The sequence below is a fragment of the Herminiimonas arsenitoxidans genome, assembly GCF_900130075.1.
Lineage (GTDB): Bacteria > Pseudomonadota > Gammaproteobacteria > Burkholderiales > Burkholderiaceae_D > Oxalicibacterium > Oxalicibacterium arsenitoxidans.
This window is the reverse complement of record NZ_LT671418.1, coordinates 1,477,492-1,502,946: the sequence shown is the minus strand read 5'-3', so window position 1 is coordinate 1,502,946 and position 25,455 is coordinate 1,477,492. Positions and strand designations below refer to the sequence as shown.

18 protein-coding genes are annotated in these 25,455 nt (G+C 51.3%); 10 read left to right on the top strand and 8 right to left on the bottom strand.

What is annotated here, in order from left to right; translation table 11 throughout:
- The first annotated feature begins 1 nt into the window (after position 1).
- From BQ6873_RS07105 to BQ6873_RS07095, 3 genes are read left to right on the top strand one after another with little or no spacing between them, the layout of a single operon-like run.
- A complete protein-coding gene (locus tag BQ6873_RS07105; protein ID WP_076592022.1) occupies positions 2 to 622 on the top strand; it encodes a hypothetical protein in 621 nt (206 codons plus the stop codon).
- A gap of 2 nt (positions 623 to 624) precedes the next feature.
- The gene (locus BQ6873_RS07100) at positions 625 to 1,320 is read left to right on the top strand and encodes a hypothetical protein (RefSeq protein ID WP_076592021.1); all 696 of its coding nucleotides are present in this window, start codon (positions 625 to 627) and stop codon (positions 1,318 to 1,320) included.
- 12 nt (positions 1,321 to 1,332) lie between these two features.
- Entirely contained in the window at positions 1,333 to 2,865 is a 1,533-nt protein-coding gene (locus BQ6873_RS07095; protein WP_083664412.1) for a Dyp-type peroxidase, read from the top strand.
- A 75-nt stretch (positions 2,866 to 2,940) separates the two neighbouring features.
- Here the strand turns inward: BQ6873_RS07095 and BQ6873_RS07090 are convergent, their stop codons facing one another.
- A complete protein-coding gene (locus BQ6873_RS07090) occupies positions 2,941 to 3,951 on the bottom strand; it encodes a catalase family protein (protein ID WP_076593995.1) in 1,011 nt (336 codons plus the stop codon).
- Positions 3,952 to 4,198: 247 nt separating this feature from the next.
- Here BQ6873_RS07090 and BQ6873_RS07085 point away from each other — a divergent pair, with 247 nt between their 5' ends.
- The 7 genes from BQ6873_RS07085 (at position 4,199) to BQ6873_RS07055 (ending at position 19,065) form a co-directional block, all read left to right on the top strand.
- A complete protein-coding gene (locus BQ6873_RS07085; RefSeq protein ID WP_231949293.1) occupies positions 4,199 to 9,208 on the top strand; it encodes a trifunctional serine/threonine-protein kinase/ATP-binding protein/sensor histidine kinase in 5,010 nt (1,669 codons plus the stop codon).
- Between the two features lie 8 nt (positions 9,209 to 9,216).
- Positions 9,217 to 11,328: a hybrid sensor histidine kinase/response regulator gene (locus tag BQ6873_RS07080; RefSeq protein ID WP_076592019.1), complete on the top strand. Its 2,112-nt coding sequence runs from the start codon at positions 9,217 to 9,219 to the stop codon at positions 11,326 to 11,328.
- Positions 11,329 to 11,500: 172 nt separating this feature from the next.
- Positions 11,501 to 15,265: a hypothetical protein gene (locus BQ6873_RS07075; protein ID WP_076593993.1), complete on the top strand. Its 3,765-nt coding sequence runs from the start codon at positions 11,501 to 11,503 to the stop codon at positions 15,263 to 15,265.
- A gap of 287 nt (positions 15,266 to 15,552) precedes the next feature.
- Positions 15,553 to 16,710: a nuclear transport factor 2 family protein gene (locus BQ6873_RS07070; RefSeq protein WP_076592018.1), complete on the top strand. Its 1,158-nt coding sequence runs from the start codon at positions 15,553 to 15,555 to the stop codon at positions 16,708 to 16,710.
- Between the two features lie 95 nt (positions 16,711 to 16,805).
- Complete coding sequence (locus tag BQ6873_RS07065) at positions 16,806 to 17,969, top strand: L,D-transpeptidase family protein (RefSeq protein ID WP_076593992.1); 1,164 nt, start codon at positions 16,806 to 16,808, stop codon at positions 17,967 to 17,969.
- A 265-nt stretch (positions 17,970 to 18,234) separates the two neighbouring features.
- Positions 18,235 to 18,630 carry a YMGG-like glycine zipper-containing protein gene (locus BQ6873_RS07060; protein WP_076592017.1) on the top strand — a complete coding sequence of 132 codons (396 nt, stop codon included), beginning with the start codon at positions 18,235 to 18,237 and terminating at the stop codon, positions 18,628 to 18,630.
- Between the two features lie 183 nt (positions 18,631 to 18,813).
- A complete protein-coding gene (locus BQ6873_RS07055; protein WP_076592016.1) occupies positions 18,814 to 19,065 on the top strand; it encodes a hypothetical protein in 252 nt (83 codons plus the stop codon).
- A 132-nt stretch (positions 19,066 to 19,197) separates the two neighbouring features.
- Here BQ6873_RS07055 and BQ6873_RS07050 read toward each other — a convergent pair whose 3' ends face one another.
- From BQ6873_RS07050 to BQ6873_RS07020, 7 genes are all read right to left on the bottom strand, one after another.
- Positions 19,198 to 19,569, bottom strand: coding sequence for a hypothetical protein (locus BQ6873_RS07050; protein ID WP_076592015.1), 372 nt, complete (start codon positions 19,567 to 19,569; stop codon positions 19,198 to 19,200).
- 592 nt (positions 19,570 to 20,161) lie between these two features.
- Positions 20,162 to 20,674 (bottom strand): phage virion morphogenesis protein, encoded by a 513-nt coding sequence (locus BQ6873_RS07045; protein ID WP_083664410.1) that lies wholly within the window; start codon positions 20,672 to 20,674, stop codon positions 20,162 to 20,164.
- Entirely contained in the window at positions 20,664 to 21,533 is an 870-nt protein-coding gene (locus BQ6873_RS07040) for a phage head morphogenesis protein (protein WP_076592014.1), read from the bottom strand. Before BQ6873_RS07040 ends, BQ6873_RS07045 begins: the two co-directional genes overlap by 11 nt.
- On the bottom strand, positions 21,511 to 23,076 hold the full coding sequence (locus BQ6873_RS07035; RefSeq protein ID WP_083664409.1) for a DUF935 domain-containing protein: 1,566 nt from the start codon (positions 23,074 to 23,076) through the stop codon (positions 21,511 to 21,513). The genes BQ6873_RS07040 and BQ6873_RS07035 overlap by 23 nt, the downstream gene beginning before the upstream one ends.
- A complete protein-coding gene (locus BQ6873_RS07030; protein ID WP_197685173.1) occupies positions 23,073 to 24,629 on the bottom strand; it encodes a hypothetical protein in 1,557 nt (518 codons plus the stop codon). Before BQ6873_RS07030 ends, BQ6873_RS07035 begins: the two co-directional genes overlap by 4 nt.
- A 100-nt stretch (positions 24,630 to 24,729) precedes the next feature.
- The gene (locus BQ6873_RS07025) at positions 24,730 to 25,248 is read right to left on the bottom strand and encodes a DUF3486 family protein (protein WP_076592013.1); all 519 of its coding nucleotides are present in this window, start codon (positions 25,246 to 25,248) and stop codon (positions 24,730 to 24,732) included.
- Positions 25,248 to 25,454, bottom strand: coding sequence for a hypothetical protein (locus tag BQ6873_RS07020; RefSeq protein WP_076592012.1), 207 nt, complete (start codon positions 25,452 to 25,454; stop codon positions 25,248 to 25,250). Before BQ6873_RS07020 ends, BQ6873_RS07025 begins: the two co-directional genes overlap by 1 nt.
- Between the last annotated feature and the right edge of the window lies 1 nt (position 25,455).

Sequence of the window (25,455 nt, the reverse complement as noted above, 5' to 3'; positions counted from 1 at the left end):
CATGTCGAACATTGCTGGAAAAGCATATGCCATGAACGTGATCACGCCGATCCGTTGGTATATGACTTGGATCAATAAGGTGATTTTCTGGGTAGCACTGAAGAAGCCCGCCACTCTCAAGGGTTTGATTACTCTCTCTCTGATTCATTATGCGCGTTGGGTCATCATCGGCAAGAATCAGTTTCCGCATCTGTCTGCAGAACAGCCGAAGGAAAAGCTGAACTACGCTTACATGATGTTTTTCAGTAATTTCAACGGTAGTTGGGCGCAGTACGTCGATTCCTTCACGTTTGCCATTCCCAGCGGCTTGGACCTGTTCTGGAAATGGAATATTCGTTATCCGAAGTCGGTTCCACTGACGCCTTTCCATTCCTACATTCAATTCAATCAAATCCAGACGGATCACTATTACAACGCCTATCCGATGGCGGCCGCTAATGATGTGAAAGCTGCGAAAAAATTGAAAGAGGAATTGATCGCTTTCGATACAAAGTTCGGTAACGCAGAGCCCGAGCAATTTCTCAAGCAATACAACACATTGTTGCGCTTTCTACAGCATGATCTCGGCGATATGCAACCAACGCCGATTGTCAGTTTGGCCGATCAGGCGAGGGGAGAATAATCATGGGTAACGTCAGCAACAGTGCTTATGCACTTACCTGTTTGTCGCCGATCAAGAAGGGCCATATCGGCGGTACTGCTTACAGTGATGAAGTCCGCCGCCGCTTGCAAGATTGGGGCTTGAACGAGATGAGTCCGATGGCGAAGGTGCCGCAGACTTATCTGTGCCGCTTTTTCGTCCTCGACGATGTGTATTACGAATCGCTGCCTGGCACCGACTTCGGTGGTACCTGGTATGACTTCCTGTCTATCTTCTCCGACCGTTTCCGTCGTGCCGCCTTACCGGAAGAAGATCATCTGCAATCCAAGTATCTGGTGTGGTGCTGCAATGTGCACGGTGATCTCGACAGTTATCTGCGCGGGATGTGGGCAGCCATCAGTGACGACATACGCCAGCTGTGGGCGTTTTGCTACGGTTTCGAGCAAGTCTCCGATGCCGACAGCTTTGTCGCTTACATCAAGAAATGCCAATTGAACGCTGCCTTGTTCTTTGTCGGCTCCAACGACGAACCCTTGCCAGAACAATTGAAGGGACTCTATCTGAAGCAAGAGTTCTCGCGTTTCGTGGCCGAACATCAAGGCTTGCCTGCGGCGCAATTGCAGCAGGCATATCAGGCATTCATACAGCGTGTTGATCCGACGAATCTGCAAGAGCCGACTTGGCTTGCCGGACAATCCACTGTGCAAAAACTATCGTAGAAGGATCTTCTTGTGAGCAAAGTTCTAGACTTGATGGATATACAGGGCAACGTGATCCGTGCCTATGGTCGCTACAATTTTCCATTTGCACGTTACGTGTTTTTTAATATTCGGGATGGTGCGCGTGGTCGCGAGTTCGTCCGTCGCGTGACCGAGCAGGTAACGACTGCAGTGAATTGGGGCGAAGGTCCCAATCCGATTGAAAAGCCGATGTCGACGGTGAATATCGCTTTTACCTATCCCGGTTTGAAAACGCTGGAATTACCGCGTGCTTCCTTGATCGGCTTCCCGATGGAATTCGTGATGGGGATGAAAAATCGTGTCGATATTCTGGGCGACGATAAGCGCAGTGCGCCTGAACATTGGGACCCGATCTGGCAAGAAAGTCGGGAGCGTGATCGCCATAAAGATGTGCATGCATGGATCTCGATCAATGGCCAGACACGTGAAGCCATACAAGAGACGTATGAGTGGCTGCAAAAGATCGTGCACGACACTGCTGGCGGCGTGGCTATATTGTCCGGTCATCGTGGTGACAATGGCGAAGAACATCTGGAGTTCCAGGATGTGCATGCCGTGTTTGAAAACGGCAAGGCAACCAGCAAGGAACATTTCGGTTACACCGATGGTATCGGCGATCCGTATTTTGAAGGTTTGCCCGACAGAGCAGAGCGTGTCCTCGGTCGCGGCAAGCAACTCAAGGGCGGCAAGTGGGCACCGCTGGCAACCGGGGAATTCATACTCGGTCATAGAGATGAAGCCGAGGAATATCCGATAGCACCGGCGCCGCAACTATTGTCACGCAACGGTACCTTCATGGTATATCGCAAATTGCATGAAAACGTCGGCACCTTCAATGCCTATCTGGAGCAGGAAGGGCAGAAATATCCGGGCGGTAAAGAATTGTTGGCAGCCAAATTCGTCGGACGCTGGCGTGACAATGGCGCACCTTTGGTATCGGCACCGGATGCAGCAAGCAAGGCGGAATGGGATGCCAAGTTCGCTGCAGCGACGTCGTCGGCCGAGCGCGACAAGATGCTGAGCGACTTTACCTTCGATAGCGATATGGATGGTGCGAAGTGTCCGTTCAGTTCGCACATGCGTCGCATCAATCCGCGCGCTTCACTGGAATTGACGCCCAACGCTTTCGATACGCCGGGTGCACTGGCCAATCGACGTCGTGTGATACGGCGCGGTTTGCCTTACGGTGAGGTGAAAGATCCGACACGCGATGACGGCAATCACGGCATCATCATCATGATGCTCAACGCCAGCATCAATCGACAATTTGAATTCGTGCAGCAGCAATGGATCAATTACGGCAACGATTTCAAGGCTGCCAATGAAAAGGAAATCATCCTCGGCAATCACGATGATGAATATCCGAGCAAAGCGGTGCTGCAAGTTGATCCGAATGGGGATGAAGCGCCGTATTTTCTATCGAAGATTCCACGCTTGGTGGAAACACGTGGCGGTGATTACTTCTTTATTCCGAGCATGACGGCCTTGCGCATGATTGCGAAGGGCATTGTCGATCCGACCTGATACGGGTTCCGGAAAGTAAAAGGGAAGCCAAACTGGCTTCCCTTTTTTATTTCAGCCTACAGATGGCGCGACGGGTCAGATTTCCCAACTGGTCGGTTCTTTGCGCGCCACTTTGTTGTATTCGTGGCGGAATTTTGAAATCGCATCGTAGACTATTTTACGTGCGCGATTGATGCCGCCGAGCGGGCGATGCGCTGGCAGGCTATGCCAAGGCGTGAAAGACAGATTTTCACCAAACACGCGTTGCGCTTCACTATCAAATTCCTGCTGTGGAATACGAATCGTCGCAACTTTGCGAAAAGGCGATGCACTTTCTTTCCATTCCTTGCCTGGATCTTCTATCGGCATGCTGTCGGGATCGATTTGTAGTTGTACCGTGAAGTCGAATATCGCTTCGCCTTGTGCCAATTGACGCACCATGGCCTGACGTAGATAGTCAGGGCCAGGATTGGATGGAATGGCGTCAGCATTCGTGACGTGCGGGATGGCGGAATATTTGACCGCAGTGTCACCGAACAAATAAGGTGTGGTGCTCCAGTAGCGCATTTGTAGTGGATTGGCGAACTTCTTCAGCGATTTGATCAAATTCCAGATGACACGCCAATGCGTGGCAAAGAACAGAATTTTTGCCAGCGTGTTGCTGGTCATCGCCTTGATCATCGCGTCGAATTCTTCGACATCCTTGGTAACAAACACATTGGTACTGATGACGATGAAGTCTTGTGTCTGCTCATGGAGTTGATCTTCCAGTAACTTGTCACCGGGTACGCCCATCAATTTGATGGCCATGCCGCGAATGTCGCGCGCAGTATCTGCCTGTATCGTGCCGTCTTGATTGGAGTAGCGTATCCATGCCTGATAAGTACGTGGTTCGGCGAAAATTCCGATGCGTAATTCAGGTGGCAAATCGGCTGTGACAGTGAATTCTGCCTTGACGACGCCGTGCATTTTTGGATGGGCATCGCGGCGCATGATGCCGGTAGGATTGTCGCGAATGATTTTGGCTTGCAAGCGTGCAGCGAGGTCGCGGGTGTATTCGATTTCGTGAGCGGGAATGGTTTCTTGAGCGAGCAAATTGTTGGGCATAAATTTATTGTAGATTTGATACCACATCATGGCCGCGCAACTGGCATTTCGAGCTATATTACGCGGGGCAGGTGACCGGATAATAGTTGTCTATCATTAACTGCAATTAACTTTTTTGCAAGAAAAACTGACGCATATAATCGTCAGACTGTGATTAAAACCGGAGCATCAAATCAAATTCCCACAGCAACCGGGTTGGACACCACTACTGAAGCGATCGAGTCTGGCGAAAACCGGCTTGCATCGCATGATGTTTTTTCACTTGCCGGCCACGTTGGATGAGCCAGAGCAGGATCGTACCGGTGTATCCAATTACGATCTGGTCGGCGCTCTCACTTTATTTGCCGCGACGATACGCGGCTTGAGCGAAGTACATAAGCGCATCGATCTGCATCAGGCGATATGTCTTGCCAACTTACGTTTATTACCAGACGACTCGGTTGAGTTCCGCAGTGATGCTACGATTCCACTCGCATATAGTTCACCGGAACAAACTGGCCGTATGAATCGGCAGGTCGATTACCGCAGCGACTATTACTCGCTAGGTATCGTGTTCTATGAATTGCTGAGTGGTCATCTTCCGTTCGAGTCGGATAACGTGATGGAGCTGGTGTATAGCCACATCGCGAAAAAACCATTACCGCCTAGCCGTTTTAATCCTGCGATCCCAGAGGCCGTTGGCAATATCGTCCTCAAGTTGCTGGCGAAGAATGCAGAGGATCGCTATCAGAGCCTGGATGGTTTGCTGAGCGATATTGAGCAATGCCAGCATGGATTGATGGAAGTCGGTGCGATTGAGCCATTTACGTTGGCTCAGCATGATGTCTACGATCGTCTGCAAATTTCTCAAAAGCTGTACGGCCGTGATTGTGAATATGCGCGTCTGCTGAATGCATTCAAGAGCGTTACCGACGGCGGTGTAGAGCTGTTGCTGGTGACTGGTTATTCCGGTATTGGAAAATCGTCGCTGGTAAATGAAATCCATAAACCGGTCGTGGCGCAAGGTGGCTATTTCATTTCAGGGAAGTTCGACCAGTTCAAACGCACGATTCCTTACTCTGCATTCAATCAGGCGTTCCGTGAATTGATGCGGCAAATTCTGACCGAGAGCGAAAGCAGGATCGCCGAGTGGCGTGTGAAATTGTTGAAAGCGCTGGGGCCGAATGGGCAGCTGATTATTGATGCGATTCCCGAGCTGGAATTCATCATCGGCAAGCAATTGCCAGTGCCATTGCCGAGTGCCACGCGTAATAGCTTCAACTATGTGATGCAAAATTTCGTCAGCGTGTTTACCCATGCTGATCATCCTATTGTGCTCTTTCTCGACGATTTGCAATGGGCTGATGCGGCATCGCTGAAGCTCATCACATTGTTGATGCGGAATCTGGATGAGCCATGTTTGTTGCTGATCGGTGCCTATCGCAATAACGAAGTCGATATTACGCATCCACTGAATTTGACCATCGATTTGATCCGCAAAGAGACGACTATCACGACGATAGAAGTCAGTCCCTTGTCGGAAGTAAGTATCGTCGAATTGGTCGCAGATACGCTGAAGTGTTCAGTGCCTGAAGCGATCTCGCTGGCGAGCCTGATCTATCGCAAAACCTTGGGCAATCCATTTTTCATAGGCCAGTTCATCAAGAGTTTGAACAGCGATGGATACTTGAAGTTTGAGAATGGTCGCTGGCAATGGAGTTTTGCAGAGATAGAGGCATTGAACATCACGGACAACGTGGTTGATCTGCTGATGAAAGAGTTGCGTCGTTTGCCTGAGCCTACACAGCGTCTGCTCACGATTGCTGCATGTATAGGCAGTCGTTTCGATATTCAGACACTGGAAACGGTCAGCCAAAAATCCAAGCAGGAAATCGGCGAGTTATTGCATGACGCGATACAAACGGGATTGATTCTGCCGGCAGAACATACGGTGGCAGCAGCGGCGCTAGTGTCTTATGTGTATCAATTCCAGCACGACAAAGTACAGCAAGCTGCATACGAGGGCATAGCCAAGCATGAAACCGATGCCATCCATCTGGAGATCGGTCGTCTTCTGCTCAATAGTCTGAGCGAAGAGGAAAAGGAAGAGTCCATTTTTGAATTGGTCGATCATCTGAATCAGGGACGTGCATTAATGACGTCGCAGATAGAGAAAGATGAACTGGCTGAGTTGAATTTGCAGGCAGCAAAAAAGGCACGTAAGTCGGCAGCCTTCGATGTGCATCGCGATTGCATCGATATTGCGGGCACGTTCGGCAGTGTCCATATCTGGCGTGATAAGCAGGCCTTCATGCACGATCTGTACATGGAACGCATTAATGCTGCTTTCGCTCGCGCCGACTATAAGGAAATGGAAAGTCTGTGTCAGATCGTTTGCGATAGAAGCGAAACGCCGCACGAAATGATTGCGGCAAAAAATTATCTGATCCGTTGCTACGGTGCGATTTACAAGCCGCAGGAATTGATGCAAACCGGCATTGAAATGCTGGAAATTTCCGGTATCAAGGTGCCAGAAAATTTGAGTGAAAAAGATATTCTGCTATCGCGTCTGAAATTGAAGATTGCCTTGCGCGGTAGAGATCCTTTGGAACTGGAGCATTTGCCTCCGGCTACGGATCCTCAGTATTTGCTGCAATTGCATGCCACCATGGCTTTTCTTGGTTATGGATTTACGTATTTAGCCGGTTCTCCGGTTGTCCTGTGGGTCGCGCTGGAAATGGTGCGACGCTCGATTCGTTATGGTTCGTCGCCGAATTGCGCGTATGCATACGCGGTGTGGGGACGTACGCTGGTTGGTAAATTTGGACGGATTGCTGAAGGCTACAAGTTTGGCAAGGTCGCAGCACAACTGGGTGGTGACAAGCAATCGCTAGGTGCCGCTGGTATTTTTCACGGCATTATCCGACATCATCGAGAGCATTTGCGCTTGTCGCTGGAGCCCTTGATGGACATCTATGTCAAGGCCATGGAAATCGGTGACCGGCCAGGTGCGATGGTGGCACTTTCGTTCTCGGACGCGATCCGCTTTCAATCCGGCGGTAATGTGCAGGATGCCTTGGCAACCATACGCAAGGATCTGGATATTTATCGGAAGATGGATTACGCCGCTTTACTCGGTGTCATGATTCCGTGGGCATTGCTCTTCTCGCGTTTGGTAGGCGAGCCTATCGGCGACATTACACAAGGCAGGGATCAGGAAGACTACGTCAAGGCGCGTAAAAATGCGATAGATCCGTGGGGTATTTTTTACGTGCGCACGATCCAATCTATCGGTGAATATTATTTTGGTGAATTCGCTAATGCACGCTTGCATGCGGAAGAAGCGATGGATTTGCCAGGCTTCCACTTCGGTACACCTTCGTCCGGTTTCTTGATGTGGGTATATTCACTCTCTGAGTTGGCGCTATGCCGTCCGTATGATTCGCATGCCTCGAATACGCTGGCCAAAGTCAGAGCCATGCAAAGAAAGTTCAAACCATGGGCCGATCACGCGCCTATGAATTATCGCCATAAATGGCAATTGATCGAAGCTGAATCATTCCGTGTTGCCGACAAGAACAGACTAGCGGAACAATTCTACGAACATGCAATTACGGGTGCGCGTCAATATGGCTTCATCAACGATGAAGCATTAGCGCATGAGTTGGCCGGGAAGTTTTATCTCAGTCAGGGAAAAGATATTAATGCGCGCATGCATCTGGAACAGGCACATGCACGATACGAGGACTGGGGTGGATATGCCAAAGCCTTGCAAATGGAAGAGTCCTATCCAATTCTATTGGCACGCGTGATTACGCGTAAACGTGCTGACAGTCGCGAATTGAAAGATGTGCGTGAACGGCAGATGGATATTCAAACCGTCATCAAGGCATCGCAAACTTTATCGGGTGAGATTCAACTCGATAAATTACTGTCTCAACTAATGCGTTTGTTGATCGAGAATGCAGGGGCACAAAAAGGTGCTTTATTATTGATGGAACATGGCAGTTTGTTTATTCAAGCGGAAGTGACGGCGGATGGTGCCATTGTTGTACAACAAGGTTTACCAGTTGAAAAAAGTAACAACCTCGGCCTTGCTGTTGTCAATTACGTCAAACGCACGCAAGAGAAAATCGTATTGGGTGATGCCGGGAATGATAGTCAATTCAACGGCGATCCTTATATCGAACGTGAGCGACCGAAATCAATTTTGTGTTTGCCATTGCAGAAGCAGGGACAACTGGTTGGTGTTCTGTATATGGAGAATAATCTGGCGATTGATGCCTTTACGCAGGAACATACCGAGTTATTGCAGATGCTATCAACGCAGATAGCCATTTCTCTGGAAAACGCAGGCTTGTACAACGATCTTGAACAAAAGATCGAGGCGCGTACACAAGCACTCAGTCAAAAAAATCACGAATTGCATGACACACTGAATTCCTTGAGACACACGCAAAAACGCTTGGTGGAATCCGCCAAGCTGGCATCACTAGGTCAACTAGTTGCCGGTGTCGCGCATGAGATCAATACGCCACTGGGTGTCGGCGTCACTGGCGCATCTACGCTAGCAGAAGAGACGACACGTTTGAAGTCCTTGTTTCAGACCGGTGCAATGAAGCGTTCCGATCTCGATGCTTATGTTGGTACAGCGACGACGATCAGTAAATTATTGTTATCCAATATGGAGCGTGCCGCGACCATGATACAAAGCTTCAAGGATGTGGCCGTTGATCAAACCAGCGCTGAGCGACGTACTTTCCGCTTGAAGGGATATATCGATGAAGTCTTGTCGAATCTGAGCCCGATGTTGCGCAGATCCGAACACAGAGTAACGGTCAATTGCGATGAAGCGATAGAAGTGGATACCTATCCTGGTGCGCTGTCACAGATCATTACCAATATGATGATGAATGCCTTGTTGCATGCCTTTCCAGAAAATGTACGCGGCGAGATGTTGATTGTGGTGCGTAGTGTTTATGCCAATGGACAGGAAACGGATTTGGTCGAGCTGAGGTTTTCTGATAATGGAAAAGGTATACCACAGGAAAATTTGGCGAAAATATTCGATCCATTTTTTACCACTATGCGCGGTCGTGGTGGCAGTGGACTGGGTTTGAGTATTATTCATAACCTCGTCACCAATAGCCTGCAAGGACAAATCACAGTCGAAAGCCAAGTGGGCGAGGGCACAACATTCATACTGCGTTTTCCGCGTAATCCGGTTACGGCAGCTCCCGATGCTGACATTGGTCATGCCTCGCAACGCCATGTTTAGGATGCGCCATGTTTGAAGATTTTTCTTTCGCACCAGAAAAAGAAGGTGCGACCGGCAACATCGAACCACCATGGAAAATTCTCATCGCGGATGATGAAGAGGAAGTGCATCAAGTCACTGCGGTTGCGATGATCGATGTGATGTTCAAAGGGCGTGCGCTGCAATTTTTGCATGCCTATTCAGCCGCAGAAGCGCGCGACATACTCACACAGCATCCGGATACGGCGATTATTCTGCTCGACGTGGTCATGGAAGATGACAACGCCGGTTTGAAGCTGGTGCGGCATATACGTGAACAGATGCGCAATCGACGTTTGCGCATAGTGTTGCGTACCGGGCAACCGGGACAGGCACCGGAACGTGATGTTGTGATTGATTACGACATTAATGACTACAAATCGAAGACTGAATTAACGCGGCAGAAACTACTGACCTGCATCATCTCTGCTTTGCGTTCGTACGAAGACATCATCTGGCTGGAAAAAGGTCGCGATGGTTTGGAGCGAGTGGTCAATGCCGCCAGCATCTTTTTACAAACGCCTTCCGAACACGCGTTCGCTACGCAAATCCTGAAGCAAATCAATATATTGATTCAACATCCGCTGGATGGAGTAGTGGTGCGCCGCGCATTGAATAGCACAGAACTGCGGACGTTGGCATCAGTCGGTACGCAGATAGCGTTTTCTTCTGCGGTGCAAGAAGCCGTGATGCAGACACTCAATGCACAAAGAAATTTATACGACAGCGATCATATTTGTTTATATATACGCTCGCTTAATGACACTGGCGAATACGCGGTGTGGTTGCCCCTGCAACGTCCTTTATCTGAGTTGGAACGACGGCTGGTTGATGTGTTGAGTAGCAATATCGCAGCAGGTCTGGCGAATGTGCAGTTGTATGAATCCTTGGTGAGTCTCAGTCATGATCTGGAAGATCAAGTCATAGAGCGGACGCGCGATTTATTGCTAGCCAAGGATGAGGCAGAATCTGCGAACCGAGCCAAGTCGGAATTTCTCGCCGTAATGAGTCATGAAATTCGTACGCCTATGAACGGTATGCTCGGCATGATGCAATTGGCACTTGCCGAAACCACAGACCGCGATCAGCGTGAACATCTGGAAACCGCACAGTATTCCGCAGAAGCCTTGCTCAGCATACTCAACGACATACTGGATTTTTCCAAACTGGAATCGGGCAATCTGCAATTTGAATCCACACATTTCGATTTGATCAAAACTGTCGATAGCGTGATCAATCTGATGTCTTCCAGGACCTGCGATACGGCTTTATCACTCAGCGTCGATTACGTCTCGGATGTGCCGCGCCTGCTGGTAGGTGACGTTAGTCGTTTGCGTCAGGTTCTTCTGAATTTGATTAGCAATGCCTTGAAGTTTACTGAGCAAGGCGGAGTGTCTTTGAAGATAGAGGCACTTACCGTGGATGAAGCGCATGTTCGTTTGCGCTTTACCGTGATAGACAGCGGCATCGGGATCGCGCCGGAAGCACAGCCTCTGTTGTTCCAGGCGTTCTCGCAGGCAGACAGTTCTATTTCGCGGCGCTTTGGTGGTACTGGTCTTGGTCTGTCGATCTGCAAGAAAATCATAGAAATGCAGGGCGGCAGCATAGGTGTCGAGAGTGTGCTGGATCAAGGTAGCCAGTTTTGGTTCGAATTGACATTTGTGCGAGCGGCAAAGACGGAGACAGTGTCCGAGGTACTTGCCGCCGTTCCGCCAAAGACGAAACGTGCATTGCATATTCTGCTGGCCGAGGATAACGAGATCAATCAAAAAGTCGCTGTCGCTTTATTGAAGAAAGCCGGGCATACGGTACAGATTGCGCAAAACGGTCATGAAGCGGTGCTGGCCGTGCAAAACAAGGTCTTTGATGTTGTGCTGATGGATATGCACATGCCTGAAATGGATGGTTTGGCTGCTACGCGTGCGATCCGTAGCATGCCGAAACCTGCATCGACGCTGCCTATTGTTGCGCTGACGGCTGCTGGTGCATTGTCAGATATACAAACTTGTATGGACGCTGGGATGAATTATTTCCTCGTCAAACCGTTCCGGATGGAGCGTTTGAGCAGCATATTGCAGGAGTTATCCGCCACGCGGGATTAGCAAAATACGACTAATTCCTGTCCAAACTACCTGCCATATCGCCGAAATGACTCGGCTTTCCCCCTCTTTTTCAGGCCTGATTTGCGCCCCAGCCCCTGATAATGCCTATTAAGAAACTCCGGCCAATGTAGATAAAAAGCGTCCGGAACTGATATCCAAACGGGGATCCATGATGGAAACGAATCAAGCACTGCGTAAGAATCTTTCTCTGCAAGCGACTGATGCGGAGAATGACGACGTTATTGACAGCACAATTGATGTGCCGAAAAGCGGTGCTCGCGTCGGAGGCATGGATCTCAAAGCGATACGTGAGGCAATCGCCCGTGTGGAGGCCGAAGCCAAGGCGACAGTCACTGCAGAAAATCGTGCTTATGCCGAAGCGCATGCACGCTCTCTTGCAGAAGACCGCGTGCAAACCGATGCTGCGGCCATCGCCGAAGCCAATAAAAATGCCCGTGCTGCGGAAGAAGCCATTGCCGCCAGCCGTGCTCGTCTGGAAGCAGAACGTCAGGCACGCGCAGCTAGCGAAGCCCGTACTATCGCCGTCAATAAGGAAATCGCAGAACTCCGCGCACGCACTGAAGCGGATACGCAACTAGGCATTATCGCGATTGGTCGTGCAAAAGCAGAGCAACAGGCACGCAAACGCACCATTGAACAAATCGCTGAAGAAAGCGAACTGAGCGCCCGCGCTGCTGCTGCCGCCGAACAATTGGCGCAAGAAACTGAAGATATGCGCCGCCAAGTGGCCGAGCGCATCACCGCAACCGAAATCGCCACGCAGTCAGCACAAGAAGATGCCGCCGAACGTGCGCGTCTGGAATCACGCGTAGCCGATCTGGCGCGTGAACATGCACGTCGCGAGAAAAGTGCACTGGAAACCAATAAGTCACTGATCAGTGCGCAGCGTGATGCAGCAATCCTGACGCAGCAACGCGAAGAAGCCGATAGCAAGGCTTTGGCAACCATGCTTAACCGTGTGCCTGCCGAAGTGCGTGCACGTGAAGATGCGTTGGCGCGTGCCGCAACCGAGCAGGAACAACAGTCAACCGCACAAGCGCGCATCGAATCCGAACAGCGTGCACTGGAAGCGATTCAACTACGCTTGCAGGCCGAAGCCGAGATGCATGCTGCCGCAGAGCGTCGCGAACATGTCGAAAGAATGGCCGCAGTTGCGGCGCAATCACGTCGCGAAGCTGAAGAGCGTATCCGCGTTGCGACCGAAGCACGCATCCAGGTTGAAAAGCAATTACAGACATCAGCAGTCGCCCGCGTAGAAGCCGAGCATCAAGCCGATGAACAAGTTCGTGCCCGTATTGCAGTAGAAGCAAGAGGCGAAGAAGAAGCACGTCAACGCGCGATTGCTGAACAACAGGCAGTCGCCGCAGCACGTGTACGGGCTGAAGAAGAATTGCGTGCCAGAGAACTGGCTGAGCAACGTTTAACGATGGAACGCGCTGCCGCTTCAATGGCCGCAGCACGTGCGACTTCCGAAAAAATTGCACTCGACAGAGCAGCAGAGCGCGTCGGTTTGCAACAGCAGATGGCTGAAACTGCATCACAACAAGCAGAAGAAGCATTGGCGCTGGCCAATGCCGAACGTGAGCGCGCAGCGGCGGAGCAACGTGCATTAGTCGCATTGCAGGAAAAGACGCAGGCAGAAGAGGCAGTCTCGGCTAGTGTTAAGGCACGTGCAGAAGCTGATCAAGAGCAGACCGCATTGCTGCGTATGCAAGAGCAAGCCGAGCAAAATAATCTCTCTGCACAGGAAGCAGAAAGCGCAGCCATCAAGCTCACCATGGAGCAAACGGTAGCGCAAGCGAACTTGAAACGCGCAGCAGCGGATGCCGCTTTGGCTCAAGCACATGAAGCAGTGAAGCTGGCGAAACTGCAAGAGCAACGTTTGCAGGTTGAACAAAAAGCGCTGGCAGTCATGCAGGAAAAGCTGGCCGCGGAACGCCAACACGCCGATGCTGTGCAAAAAGAATTGCAAACCAATCAAGCGAAAATCGCAAAAGAACAGGAAGCGCAAGCAGCATCAGAAGCCCGTGCACGTGCGAATCAGGAGCACGCTGCGCTGATGGAAGCGCAACAACAAGCTGATCAAGAATTGCGCGCTGCACGTGAAGCAGAATGCGTTGCCAACCAACATGCGCTGGCACAAACCAAAGCCAAGACTGATTTGCAGCGCAAGGCCGCACGCGCAGCCCTGGAAAAAACACGTCAAATGGTCGAGCTGACACGTGCCGAGCGTGAGCGTGCAGAAGCGGAAGAGTTGGCAGTACAGGCAATTGAAGAAAAATGCCAGATCGAAGCAGCAGCGCAAGCTGAAGCAGAAGCGCGTACGGTTGCTGAATTGCAGAATATGGAAATGCTGCGTGAGCGTGAACTGGCCGAACGAAAAATCCGCGAGGCCAGCGAAGCAGAATGCGTAGCAACGCGTGCGACATTGGAGCAAACCAGAGCCAAGGCAGAATTTCAGCATGCTGCTGCATTGGCATCAGAACAGCGCGCTGCAGAAGCGTTGGCATTGGCACAGGCGGAACAAGCACGCAGTTTGGCAGAACAAGAAGCATTGGCAGCTGTGCAGCAAAAGCTGGCCTTGGAGCAGCAGGCACGGATAGAAGCCGAAGCGCGCATTCTTTTGGAAAACGAAGAGGCCAATACGCTGCAGGCACGTGCAGAAGCAGAGCAAGTGTCGCGTACATCGAGTGCGCAGCGTCTGGCAGCAGAAAAGCAAATGCTGGAAGCGGCAGAACAACAAGTTGTATTGCAACGTAAAGCAGCAGAAGCGGCAGAGATTCAGGCACGGCAAGCGGTTGAATTGGCGAAAACAGAACGTGTACGCGCCAATCTGGAACAGCAAGCCATGAATGCGATTGAGAAAAAGCTGACAGTCGAGCAGCAACGTGCGCATGCAGCGACCGCATTATTGCAAGCAACGCAGGAAAAACTCGTGGCAGAAGAAGCAGCATTGGCTGCATCCGAGTCGCGTGTGCGTGCTGAACAAGAACAAGCCGGTATTTTGCGCAGCCGGGAACAAGTACAAGCAGCCTTGCGTGAAGCAACCGAAGCCGCAACCATGGCGGAAAAAGCATTGCTGGAAAAAGAAACACAGCAAGCCGAAGCGCAAAGCATCTTGACAGAGCTTGCCGAACGCAAGGCGCATGAAGCAAATGAGTTGGCTGAGATTGAAGCACAACGCATCAGTGCAGAACAACAAGCAGTGAGCATGCTGGAAGAGCAGCAACAGCTGGAATTGCAACGTGCTGAAGCAAGTGAAATCGCCTTGCTTGCAATGCAAGAGAAGCTCCAGGCAGAACAGCGCGCATGCACAGAAGCCGAACAATGTGCGATCGCCGGCTTGGAAGAAGCAGAGTTGGCCGCGCAGCGCCTGGCACTGGAAACCGAGGCACGCTTGGCACAAGAAGCGCAGCTCGAAGCAGAACGCGAAGCATTGGCGATTGCACAAGAAAAAGCCAAGCTTGCTGCAGCGGCGCTGGAATTATCCAAGGCCAATCAGGCACGACTGGATCGCGAACAAGAAGAAGCACAACTCGTCGCACGTGAGCTGTTGCTGCGTATCAGTGAGCAAAGCGAACAAAACGAAGAATGGCGTATGCGGGCTGAAGCCGTTTTGGCAGAGTCGACCGTCACACTGCCGCGTAAATCGAATGCACGGGTATGGACTTCGGTCGCGGTCGGTCTGGCTTTGTGCGCAGGTGTCGCGGCTTGGGCTGTACAGGGTGGTGCGATGCAGTTGTTGACACCGCAAGCAGCCAAACAAGTCGCAGTCGCGCCGACCATTGCTAGTGCACCAGTTGAATTGCCGGCACTGGTTCCTGCCGCTAATTTGCAAATGTCGTATGCGCTGATGTCGGTGCCTGCAGCAAGTTCTTCCGCTGCACATACTTCCAATACCTCATCGGCAAAGTAATTTCGCACCAATAAATCAAGGGGATATGCAGCACGCTAGCTGCATATCCCCTAGTCTTATATTCCATCGTCATATCGGATTTCATCCGTCGATGCGCGCTTGCGAGCGCTAGCGAAATCTCGGAAAATCACCGCCGAGCACGGAAATCGCTATCCAACCGTGCCACATCCCTGAAAAACGTAGTCATCCCGCCACATTTTGATACAGCAATCGATTGGGGAAGGGCGGCGGTTTGTCGTACTATATCGGGTGTGCGCATTTACCCTACAACCATAATAAGGAAAACCATGTTCTTTGCGTCGCGCCGCACTCCACATTCAGGCTTACGCCAAGCGCTGAGCCGGGCCTTGATCTCAATCAGCTTGGTAGCAGGATTTTGTGTTTCTCCGGCGATGGCCGATGAATTGGCGGATGTGTCGCAATTATTGCGCGCAGGGCAGCATGCACAAGCTTTGGCCAAGGCCGATGCTTTCTTGAGCAAGAATCCGCGCGATGCGCAAATGCGCTTCCTGAAAGGCGTGATTCTGACCGAGCAAAACAAGTCGACAGAAGCGATCGCGATCTTCAGCAAGTTGACGGAAGATTATCCAACCTTGCCTGAGCCTTATAACAATCTGGCTGTCTTGTACGCGTCCAGTGGTCAATACGACAAGGCACGCACAGCGCTGGATATGGCGATACGTACCAACCCGACTTACGCAACTGCCTATGAAAATCTGGGTGATGTGCATGCCAAATTGGCAAGTCAGGCGTACGACAAGGCACTGCAACTAGATAACAGCAATACCGCGGCAAAATCCAAATTGACGATGGTGCGTACCTTGGTTGGCAACACGACCGGCGGCACAAACCCGAAAGTAGCTGTAGTTGCAGCGGCAACACCTGCGCCAGCGCCAGCCAAAGTAGAACCGGTCAGACCAGAGCCGAAAGTTGAGCAGAAACCGGTCGTCAAGGAAGCACCTAAGGCCGAAGTCAAGCCTGAGCCTAAACACGATCCTAAGGCAGAACAATTAGCCGAACAAAAAGCGGCGCAGAAGGCAGCGCAAAAAGCAGAAGCCGACGCCAAGCGTGAAGCCAAGGCTAAAGCCAATGCCGCAGCTGATGCTGAGCGTGATCAGGTTCTGGCCGCTGTCTATACGTGGGCCAAGGCTTGGAGCGCACGTGACGTCAAAGCGTATCTGAGTGCTTATTCCAATGACTTTGATTTGCCTGCCGGACAATCGCGCAAAGCATGGGCGGATGAACGTCGTGCACGTATTGAAGACAAAGGACGCATCAGCGTGAAAATCGAAACGCCGCAAGTGAGCGTGAACGGCAATACTGCCACCGTGAAATTCCGCCAGGTTTACGATTCAGATCGCACCAAAGCGAATAGCCGCAAAACGCTGGTCATGACCAAGCAGGCTGGCAAATGGCATATCAAGCAGGAGCGTTCGGGTAGCTAATGGTTTGTTTGTGTACACAGTTGCGATTAATCGCACGTCGTCTCGGGAATAAGGCAAGTACAACTGCTTTAGGGTTGCTGATCGCCGGCGGCATCATGTCGTCGACGCCAGTTTTTGCCAACGGTAGCAAGCCGGGTATTCCTGCACGTCTTGATCCTGAAGTGATGCTGATCGATGTCTACAAGGCATTGTCGGCTAATCGCTTGCGCGATGCGCAGGCCAAGGCGGATGCCTTGGTCGCGGCCTATCCCAACTTCCGTCTTGGTCATTTGGTGCGTGGCGATTTGTTGCTATTGCATACGCGCCCGATTAAAACTTTCGGCGCTGCTTCCAATGCGCCTGCCGAGAGTCTCAATAATCTGCGCGATGAAGCGATCGTACGCTTGAAGTCCTTGCGTGAGCGACCTGATCCGGATTTGATTCCGCGTGCAATTCTGCAAATGCGCGATGACCAGAAAAATATTCTGCTGGTCGATGCCAAACGTTCACGTCTTTATGTCTATGAGCGTGTCAACGGCAACTTCAAACTGGTGAGCGATTACTACATTAGCCAGGGCAAGCTCGGCGTCAACAAGTTCAAGGAAGGCGACCAAAAGACGCCGCTCGGTGTGTATTACATTACCGCGCGTTTGCCTGGTGCACGCTTGCCGGAATTTTATGGTCCGGGTGCCTTGCCTATCAATTACCCGAATGAATGGGACAAGGCCAACGGCCGCAGCGGTTCTGGTATCTGGCTGCACGGCACGCCATCGGATAGTTACAGCCGTCCACCTTTGTCTTCAGATGGTTGTGTGGTGCTCACGAATCCTGATTTGAAAGAATTGTCTGCATCGGTTGAAATCGGTAATACGCCGGTGATCATCAGCGAAGATCTCAAATTTGTCTCGAAGACAAAATGGGAAGCAGATCGCGTTGCTGCAAACAAGATGCTGGAAGCATGGCGTGTCGATCTGGAAACCACAGATCCTGAATTGCTGCGTCGTCATTATTCACGCAACTTCAAGGCGATGCGCGGGCAGAACCTGAATAACTGGCTGGATAAAGTACAGCAATCTAATTTGGGCGCGCGCAAAATCAACGTCACTTTACGTGATGTGACTTTGTTCCGTTATCCAGATCAGAAGGACCAGAAAGAATTGATCGTTGCAGCTTTCACACAAGAAGCTGTGATCGGCAAAGGGAAGCACGTTACACGCAAGCGCCAGTATTGGGCCAAGGAAGGCGTGCAATGGAAAATCGTTTCCGAGGTTAATCTCTAGTAAATTGCATCCGGCTATCACATCGATTCTGTAGTTCTCCCGAATCGGATACGGATGCAATACATGCATCACCCATCTAGCAATATTGCTCAAGCACTACACATCATTCCCCGTCTGATACAGCAGGCCTGTCTTCATACTTCTTTACAATTGTAAAAGACTATTTCTCTCGTGGATTTTACGCATGCAGCCTATATAGTGATTCCATACCGAAGCGATTAATGAAGCCAAATCTGGTTTTCGCGACGGCAAAAAGGAATCGATCATGTTGCATAAAAAATGGATAGGCATTGCTCTGATAGCGACTGCTGCAGTTTCAACGACTGCCTTTGCAGATAACCGCGGTATCAACACAGCACTCGGTGCCGTAGTTGGCGCAGTCATCGGTAATAGCGTCGGTGGACAAAATGGCGCGATTGTCGGTGGCGTGCTGGGCGCTGCAGTGGGTGCAAGCGCTTCCGGTCATGGTGATCGTTATTATGGTCGTCAACCGCAAGCTTATTACCAAGCACCTCCTAATTACTATCGTCCCGCTCCTGCTTATGCAAGACCGTATTACCGCGATAGCTATGCGCAGCGTGACGATTATCGTAATCAGTCGTACAGAGATGTACGTCGCGTTGATTACGAGCCATACGGTCGCGGCGATTATCGTCGCTAGGACTCAGATTTTTGAGGGCATCGACACAGTTCCATAGTGTCGATGCGAGATGAACAGAAAAGATGTACTCAGCAGAAAATGTTGGAGCAGGTTTGAATTATCGGAAAAGGAGTGCAGCGGTTTGAATCAGAGGTGATTCGCTGTTTGTTCCTTTAACGAATTGTTCGAAGAAAGGTGGTTGCGATGAAATCATTTAATCCAGGCGTAGCGAAACGCCTTACCATTTCGCTAGTGGCGCTGGCTGCATTGGGCGGATGTGCGATCGTGCCGTACAACGCCGGTTATTACGATCAGCCCGCTTATGTTGGCGGCCCTGTTTATGCAGCACCAGCTCCGGTCTATGTCGGCCCACCGGTTAGTATAGGTCTGGGTTTTGGATACTACCGAGGTGGTGGTCGCGGCTATTACGGTCATGGCCATCGCGGTTGGAGATAAGCGATAGTTGATGACGAACTTAGTCGGAAAATAAAATGGCTAGCCTGTATCGGCTAGCCATTTTTTTATCGTGATGAGAATAATCGTATCGTCATCAAGGCGCAGTGTTTAGCGCCTATGACACTTTAAAAATTAACGACGATAGTCCCGATACTCGCGTGGCCCACGGTAATACGGGCGGGGAGAATGATAATGAGGACCGTAGTATGGGCGATAACTTGAGCCATATACAACTACTGGAGGCGGCACATAAACGACAGGTGGCGGTGGTTGGTAGACCGGGATGTTATTGCCGTAAACGATAGGTGGCGCGTAATAATTTGAATAGTTATTAAGCGGCGGCGCATAGTACATCGGAGGTGGTGCATAGTAACCGCCTCCGTAACCGCCAAGGCCGACACCCACATTGACGGACCAGTGACCGCCTGCCATTGCTGGCGCAGCAGCCAATAAGGCTGCACTTGCTACCAAGCCGGCAAGGGAAAGGGTAATAATTTTTTTCATGGCAATCTCACTCAGTGATGATTGTATTTAACGCCTAATTGCCTCAATCAGCCACAGCTAATTGGTAAAGCCTGTAACAAGATGTATCGCTTAATGAATAGACAACAAAGCCATATTTCTTGCAGAGAAAAGTACGAGCTACTGTGATTTCTCTATGCTGATGTATTCGATATTAATTCGGATCGCTTGCCACCAAAAGACTGCAGCTGAGGGGGAATGAGATAAATACACCGGGAACGATAAGATAAATCCGGGACTAGCCCAAACTAAACGGGACTTATCGGGACAAGACTGTAAGAACGTTACACACAGAGTAATAAAAAGGCCGCGAGAAAATCAGGCTCAAAAATTCGGCCAGTTGAACTCAACCTCGCCGCAAAAAAACAAAAGCCAAAACAAATAGCCGGTCAATGTCGCCGCGAGACGGATGCAGGTGCGAATCATATCAACGCCCAAAACGAGAAGCGAGTCGTCGGCACATCCGCCGCCAATGCTGACGGCCAAGCGAACAAGCGACCCAAACAATTCCTGCTATGCCGCCAAGCGCCGTGCCAGCCGCGCTCTCGATCTTAGCCACAATCCGTTTCATCAATTAGCCACCCGAAGCGATGTGCGCTGCCATGACCTTCAAGCAGTCCGACTGGCCGCGATCAGTTAAAACCATGAACGGCCGAGGCGCGGTACCAGGATGATTTACCTTCTTGGCGAAGCGGCCGCCGAAGTAAAGCGCCTTTTTATTTTTGGCTTTGATGACATGTGGTTTTGAGCCATTGTTCATCGCTGGCGCGTATGGAACATTAGTGCCGACACCGCCGACATTGTTAGAGCTAAACGGCGTTATTGATCTAGCCAAGTGGCCCTTGGCCTGCAGAATTTTTCCTGATGTCCCGCGCGCCGCTCTGGTGGCCAACGTCGATGCAGTCAGGGCTTTCCATTTAGTCGGGCGGCCTTCGGCGCGAAAGTTGTTCTCTACTTCGCCGAGCATCACCATCGATATACCGGCCATAGCGGGCGCTGTGTTCGTAGCATGCGCCGCCATCAACTGGAGCTTGCGCTGAACTGCATCATCGACAATTCTGATGCCAATCAAATTATTACTGATCATGTTTTTTCGCCCGGTCGCGCAACGCCGCTGGTGCGGCCTGAAGTTTGTCTCGATAAAACTTGTCTAACCGTTCAGCACCAGCGCCGGGATTGTAATCAAAGCCCATATCCGGTGTAGCTACTTTTCCGGTCAGCGGATTCTTATATCCGGTGACCGCAACATCGGCGATCGTGCCGTCTGCTTTCTTGACCGAGTGCCGCACAGTTTCCATGCGGCCCTCGCCACTAGACGTTTGAAAATCACCGCGATCTTTTGCGATATCCGTGCGAGGTATAACGCGACAGCGGCAGCGATAACCATTCGGTGGATACCATGTCGCCCAGAATGGATCGTCATATCGAAAAACAAGGCCGTTCAATGCCGCGTGCTGTGGCCGTGTTCGGTTATCCATCGTTGCGGAGTACTCCCACCAGGGCGCATATTGCGTCGCGGCCATCATTCCTTTGTAGCGGCCGGCCATGTAGGCGCTCTGCATGTTGGTTTCGTAGATTGTTTCGAGCCGCCATGGCGTGCCATAAGTTACGGTGCGAATTTCTCCGGTCGACTTATCGGTCTGTTCGCGCTTTCCCCACCATCCTTTTGCCATCAAAATCGGCCGCATTTTGTCCAGAAACAGTGGAAACGAGCCGCCTTCTTTCAAGTCGTCGCCGATCGCCTTATAGATATCGGTCAATACGTCGAGCTTAGTCACCTTCGCGACCGTGAATGAGTGCGTGTTTGCATGGCGCCAGACTTCCTGCCAGTCCCACGATATTTTCAAGCCCTTGCGTTCAAAAAAAGCGATCGCATCCGCAGGCGGCATATTGAACACCGCCAGCAAATCGTCTTGCGCCAGTTTAGGATTGATCGGCGTCGGCATTCAAGCGTCCCCATGTGTCGAGAGCAAAAATTGCGCGTGCCAGCGACTGTTGCAAGTCGTCCATCGGGACATTTGGAAACAAGTCGACCAGTCGTTCCAGCGCTTCTGCATGATTTTTTGATTCGCGGACAGCTTTGATTACTGGCGTAAGAATCTTAACCATTAGCGGTTGCAATTGGTCTTCCGCTAACGTCGCTAGTAGCGCGTCTACTGCCGCTTGGTCTGCCGGTGTTTCCGGTTCGGCAAATTCAGCGGTCGAGCCATCGTTTGCGGCATTAACTACCGCGCTGATTGGCTTCGGCTGTTCGATCTCGGTATATTCACCGCCAAAGTCTTGCTGAATACTTTTTAATGTAGGACGGAAACCCATGTCGAATAACAACTTACGGGTCGTCGCCATTTTTTCGGTATCGGCCGGCTCTTCAATAATGCGCTGAACGCTAGGTATTGGCGCGCCCGGCATGTTGTATTCGACAATCCACTTCACCAGTTGTGCGTTATTTGTTTCGGACAAAAGGTCAGCGTCGGCTTTCACCAGCTCAAGACGAACATCGTTTTCGATGTTGATCGCAGACGCTAGCTGGCCACCCGAGCCAATGCCGCCCGACTTGCCCAATACAATCCCGGCAATTTGATCGTCCATGTATTTGCAAAGGCGCTCGTATGTATCGATACCAGAGCGAGCGGCTTCAAGCAAAGTTATTTCCATGCCCGCCGGAACCATGATCGCGCCTTCCTGCTGAAAAGCGCGAAGAGCTGTTTTTAAGGTGGATTTTTCAGCCGCCGTGGCACCGTTCGGATATTTGCCGACCGGGACCGGTGTCCCGAAGCGCTCAGCAAATGCCAGCCAAAATTGAATGCCCTGGCGTTTGAAAAAGACCGGCCAAAACAGCCTGGTGCCGAGGCCAAGTCCCCACGGGTTGTTGTACTTCTCACCGAAGCGATGAAGCATGAATTTCCGATGTGGTACTTTTTCGCCATCGTTGTAATTGCCTGGCGTCAGCAGGCGTACGCCGCAGCGGCCAAATCGGTATTCATCCTCGTCAGGATTTAGTTTGAACTGAAGTGTCCAAGGTTCGATATCAAGCGCGTCATCAACAACTATTTCATTGCCATCTTTTCGCCACATGATTTCATGCGCCGACAAACCTTTGTTCGTTGCATCAAGCATGTTTTTGGAAAGACGGTCAAAGCCCAATCCGCGCAATTGCGCATTGACCATGGCTGCGGCTTTTTTTGCGACGCGTGACGAGTCGCCTTCAGGCGGCGTCACTGTCCAGTTGCGTGAAGTCAACGCAAGCTTGCGCTTTTGTAGCGTTTCCCAAACCTTTGCATCGCGCTCCAGTTCGTCATAGATTTTTAACCCGTTGGCCGAGCCGCCGCCACGCGTCAATAACGTGTCATCCGATGGCAGTAAGCGATCAAAGTTTCCTAGAATAAGTTGCCGAGCGATGATCGATACTTCATTGAATACCGGCGTCAGGGTGCCGTCGCCTTCCGCTCCAACACTAGTGTCAATCAACGAGTTAGGTGCCGTTGTCATATCATCCTCATATAGTCTCTGTTGCCGCTGCCGATCACTTCATCGGTGATCGACTCGAATTCAATTAGCCCACCTGGGTTGTTACAAGCGAATACGGCAAGCGCGACGGATACCGCAGCATCACCGTGGCGTTGGCCACCATCAGCGCCGACCGTGTGGCCCGTGTCGGGTATCTTTGGCACGCCCTTGTCGACAACAATCGCGCGCATATCGGCGAGTACGTCAGCGTCCTTGGCGATCGTAATTTCATTGTCTTCAAATGCGGCCTTCATTCTTGGCATGTTTTCCTGGTACCACGGCCGGCTCAACATGACTTGATGAATCACTGAAGCGCCAAACTCTTGCATAGCAACTTCAGCCAGGTACTGACCATTGCCGCGTGCGTCCATTGCGCCGCCGGAAAAACGCGGGAGACGACGTACGACCCAGAACAAGAGCTGCTCCTGCTGTTTGAATGGGGCGTTGCGAAGTTCGATCATGAATGGCGCGCGCTTGTGCAATCGCTGACCTTCAATCAACGGCGTCAAAACAGACAGATCGCCAGTGCGTCCGAAATCGAAGCCGTAGAATGAGCGGCTGTGTTTCGGCAACGCGTCCATCAACGGCGCAAGATTTTCGTCTATCCAATCCTTAGTGAAGGACTCTCGTTCTTCCGCACCGCGTTGCTCAAAATGCTCTGGGCATTTAAACCGCAATACAGGAATAGACGCATCCATACGCGACTGAATCAACGAACTGGACAGATACGCGCCGCCCGATTTCGACGGGATAACATCCAGCTCTTCCGACGCATTGGCGCGATAAACCGCGTAGATGTCGTCACGCCATTTTTGTTGCCCCTCTGCGGTCCACTCCTTGCCCGTTTTTAAACAAACGCGTTCATACAGCCCATCGGCTAAAGCGTCACTAAAAGTAATGTGGTGATGGCTGTACGGCACTTTGCCAGCGGCTATGTCCAGGATCAATTCATTAAAGGGATTGTCGACACCGTTATGCGTCGAAATGACAGCGACACGCCCGCCCCAAATCAACAACGCAAACGCCGCTTTAAGCAGCTCGCCAAGCTCGCCGTGGAATGCGGCTTCATCAATCACGACCTTACCCTGCTTACCGCGCAGATTGGATGGACGAGATGACAGCGCGGTTATGCGATTACCTGAGGCAAATTTAATTGAGTATGTGAGTACGCTTTTTTGCTCGTCACCGTCCTTGTAAATCTCGGCGCCTTCTTCAATCGCGCTGGCTACTTCGCCAAAGTGGGCGGTCCATTGTGCGCAGTCGAGAATGAACTCAATGGCCATATCCTTGTTGTAGCCGATGTACCAAACGTCCATGCCAGTGGTACTAGCCGCAAGCAGTACATCGTCAGCCGCTTCGCACCAGGTGAGACCAACACGACGCGACTTGTCCGCCACTTTTACCTGTGATTGATCAGCAACCCACCGTTGCTGATAGCCGAGTAAAACGCCGGGGGTACGAATGCCAAATTTATAGTCACCATCTTCTGCTTGTTTGCGCAACGCAGCCGGCACCAGTTCGTTGAGGTCGCTCATTTGGCGCGCACTTTCTTGGCGACTGAAACAATCGTTTGCCAGATAGAGATACCCATGCCAAAGCCAATGCCGGTGATGATCGCGTTGAAAATTGTCATCACTAATCCGCTATGCCGAGAATCTTGCGTTTGATCTCCGCGACCATTTCATCAGATAACCCAGCCTGGCGCGCTGTAGCCGCGACTTCGGTCGCAGTGTCCTTGGCTTTATTCTTGACCTTGCTACGGAACTCTTTAATGTTGGTTGACGAGAAGCCCGAGTCGATCGCGATGCTGGCCAGTTTTGCGAATCCGATCTTTGGGTCTTCTTCCATATTCATCAGCATCGAGAACGTCTTTTCCTGAATGACGCGCAGCAAGGCGTCGCCCATCGCGTTCTCATCATCAGGCACGGCTTCACCGATCGCACGCGCTTGTTCGGTAGCGATCTTGATGGCGGCCATTTTCTTTTCAAACTGCGAACCGTATCGGTGCAGGCTCGACTTGCTGATGTCGAAACCTTTCTCCTTCAACTGCGCAGTCAGTAATTCGTATTCGGCAAAATTGCCGTCCAGGAGCGCTTTATCAAGCCATTCCTTGATGGCCTTTGGTAGGGCCACGACTTTAGACCGGCGTGCCATTAGAATTTCCCCAGCGCGTAGAACGCGGCAACCGTCAATGCCACACCCAGCAAGAAGCCGATTCCCATACCGCGCAGCATGTTGCAGATTTTGCAGTAAGTGGAAAGCGGCATAAGTACTGTGCAGGCAAATGCAAATGCGTTGTCCTTCGCCACGGACGGCGCGCGCTTGATCTTCAGGCAGATATCGTTAAGTCGTTGGCCCATG

Coding starts and splice junctions, on each gene's coding strand:
- BQ6873_RS07105 (WP_076592022.1), top strand. CDS start 2: ATGTCGAACATTGCTGGAAAAGCATATGCCATGAACGTGATCACGCCG.
- BQ6873_RS07100 (WP_076592021.1), top strand. CDS start 625: ATGGGTAACGTCAGCAACAGTGCTTATGCACTTACCTGTTTGTCGCCG.
- BQ6873_RS07090 (WP_076593995.1), bottom strand. CDS start 3,951: ATGCCCAACAATTTGCTCGCTCAAGAAACCATTCCCGCTCACGAAATC.
- BQ6873_RS07085 (WP_231949293.1), top strand. CDS start 4,199: ATGATGTTTTTTCACTTGCCGGCCACGTTGGATGAGCCAGAGCAGGAT.
- BQ6873_RS07080 (WP_076592019.1), top strand. CDS start 9,217: ATGTTTGAAGATTTTTCTTTCGCACCAGAAAAAGAAGGTGCGACCGGC.
- BQ6873_RS07075 (WP_076593993.1), top strand. CDS start 11,501: ATGGAAACGAATCAAGCACTGCGTAAGAATCTTTCTCTGCAAGCGACT.
- BQ6873_RS07070 (WP_076592018.1), top strand. CDS start 15,553: ATGTTCTTTGCGTCGCGCCGCACTCCACATTCAGGCTTACGCCAAGCG.
- BQ6873_RS07065 (WP_076593992.1), top strand. CDS start 16,806: ATGTCGTCGACGCCAGTTTTTGCCAACGGTAGCAAGCCGGGTATTCCT.
- BQ6873_RS07060 (WP_076592017.1), top strand. CDS start 18,235: ATGTTGCATAAAAAATGGATAGGCATTGCTCTGATAGCGACTGCTGCA.
- BQ6873_RS07055 (WP_076592016.1), top strand. CDS start 18,814: ATGAAATCATTTAATCCAGGCGTAGCGAAACGCCTTACCATTTCGCTA.
- BQ6873_RS07050 (WP_076592015.1), bottom strand. CDS start 19,569: ATGAAAAAAATTATTACCCTTTCCCTTGCCGGCTTGGTAGCAAGTGCA.
- BQ6873_RS07045 (WP_083664410.1), bottom strand. CDS start 20,674: ATGATCAGTAATAATTTGATTGGCATCAGAATTGTCGATGATGCAGTT.
- BQ6873_RS07040 (WP_076592014.1), bottom strand. CDS start 21,533: ATGCCGACGCCGATCAATCCTAAACTGGCGCAAGACGATTTGCTGGCG.
- BQ6873_RS07035 (WP_083664409.1), bottom strand. CDS start 23,076: ATGACAACGGCACCTAACTCGTTGATTGACACTAGTGTTGGAGCGGAA.
- BQ6873_RS07030 (WP_197685173.1), bottom strand. CDS start 24,629: ATGAGCGACCTCAACGAACTGGTGCCGGCTGCGTTGCGCAAACAAGCA.
- BQ6873_RS07025 (WP_076592013.1), bottom strand. CDS start 25,248: ATGGCACGCCGGTCTAAAGTCGTGGCCCTACCAAAGGCCATCAAGGAA.
- BQ6873_RS07020 (WP_076592012.1), bottom strand. CDS start 25,454: ATGGGCCAACGACTTAACGATATCTGCCTGAAGATCAAGCGCGCGCCG.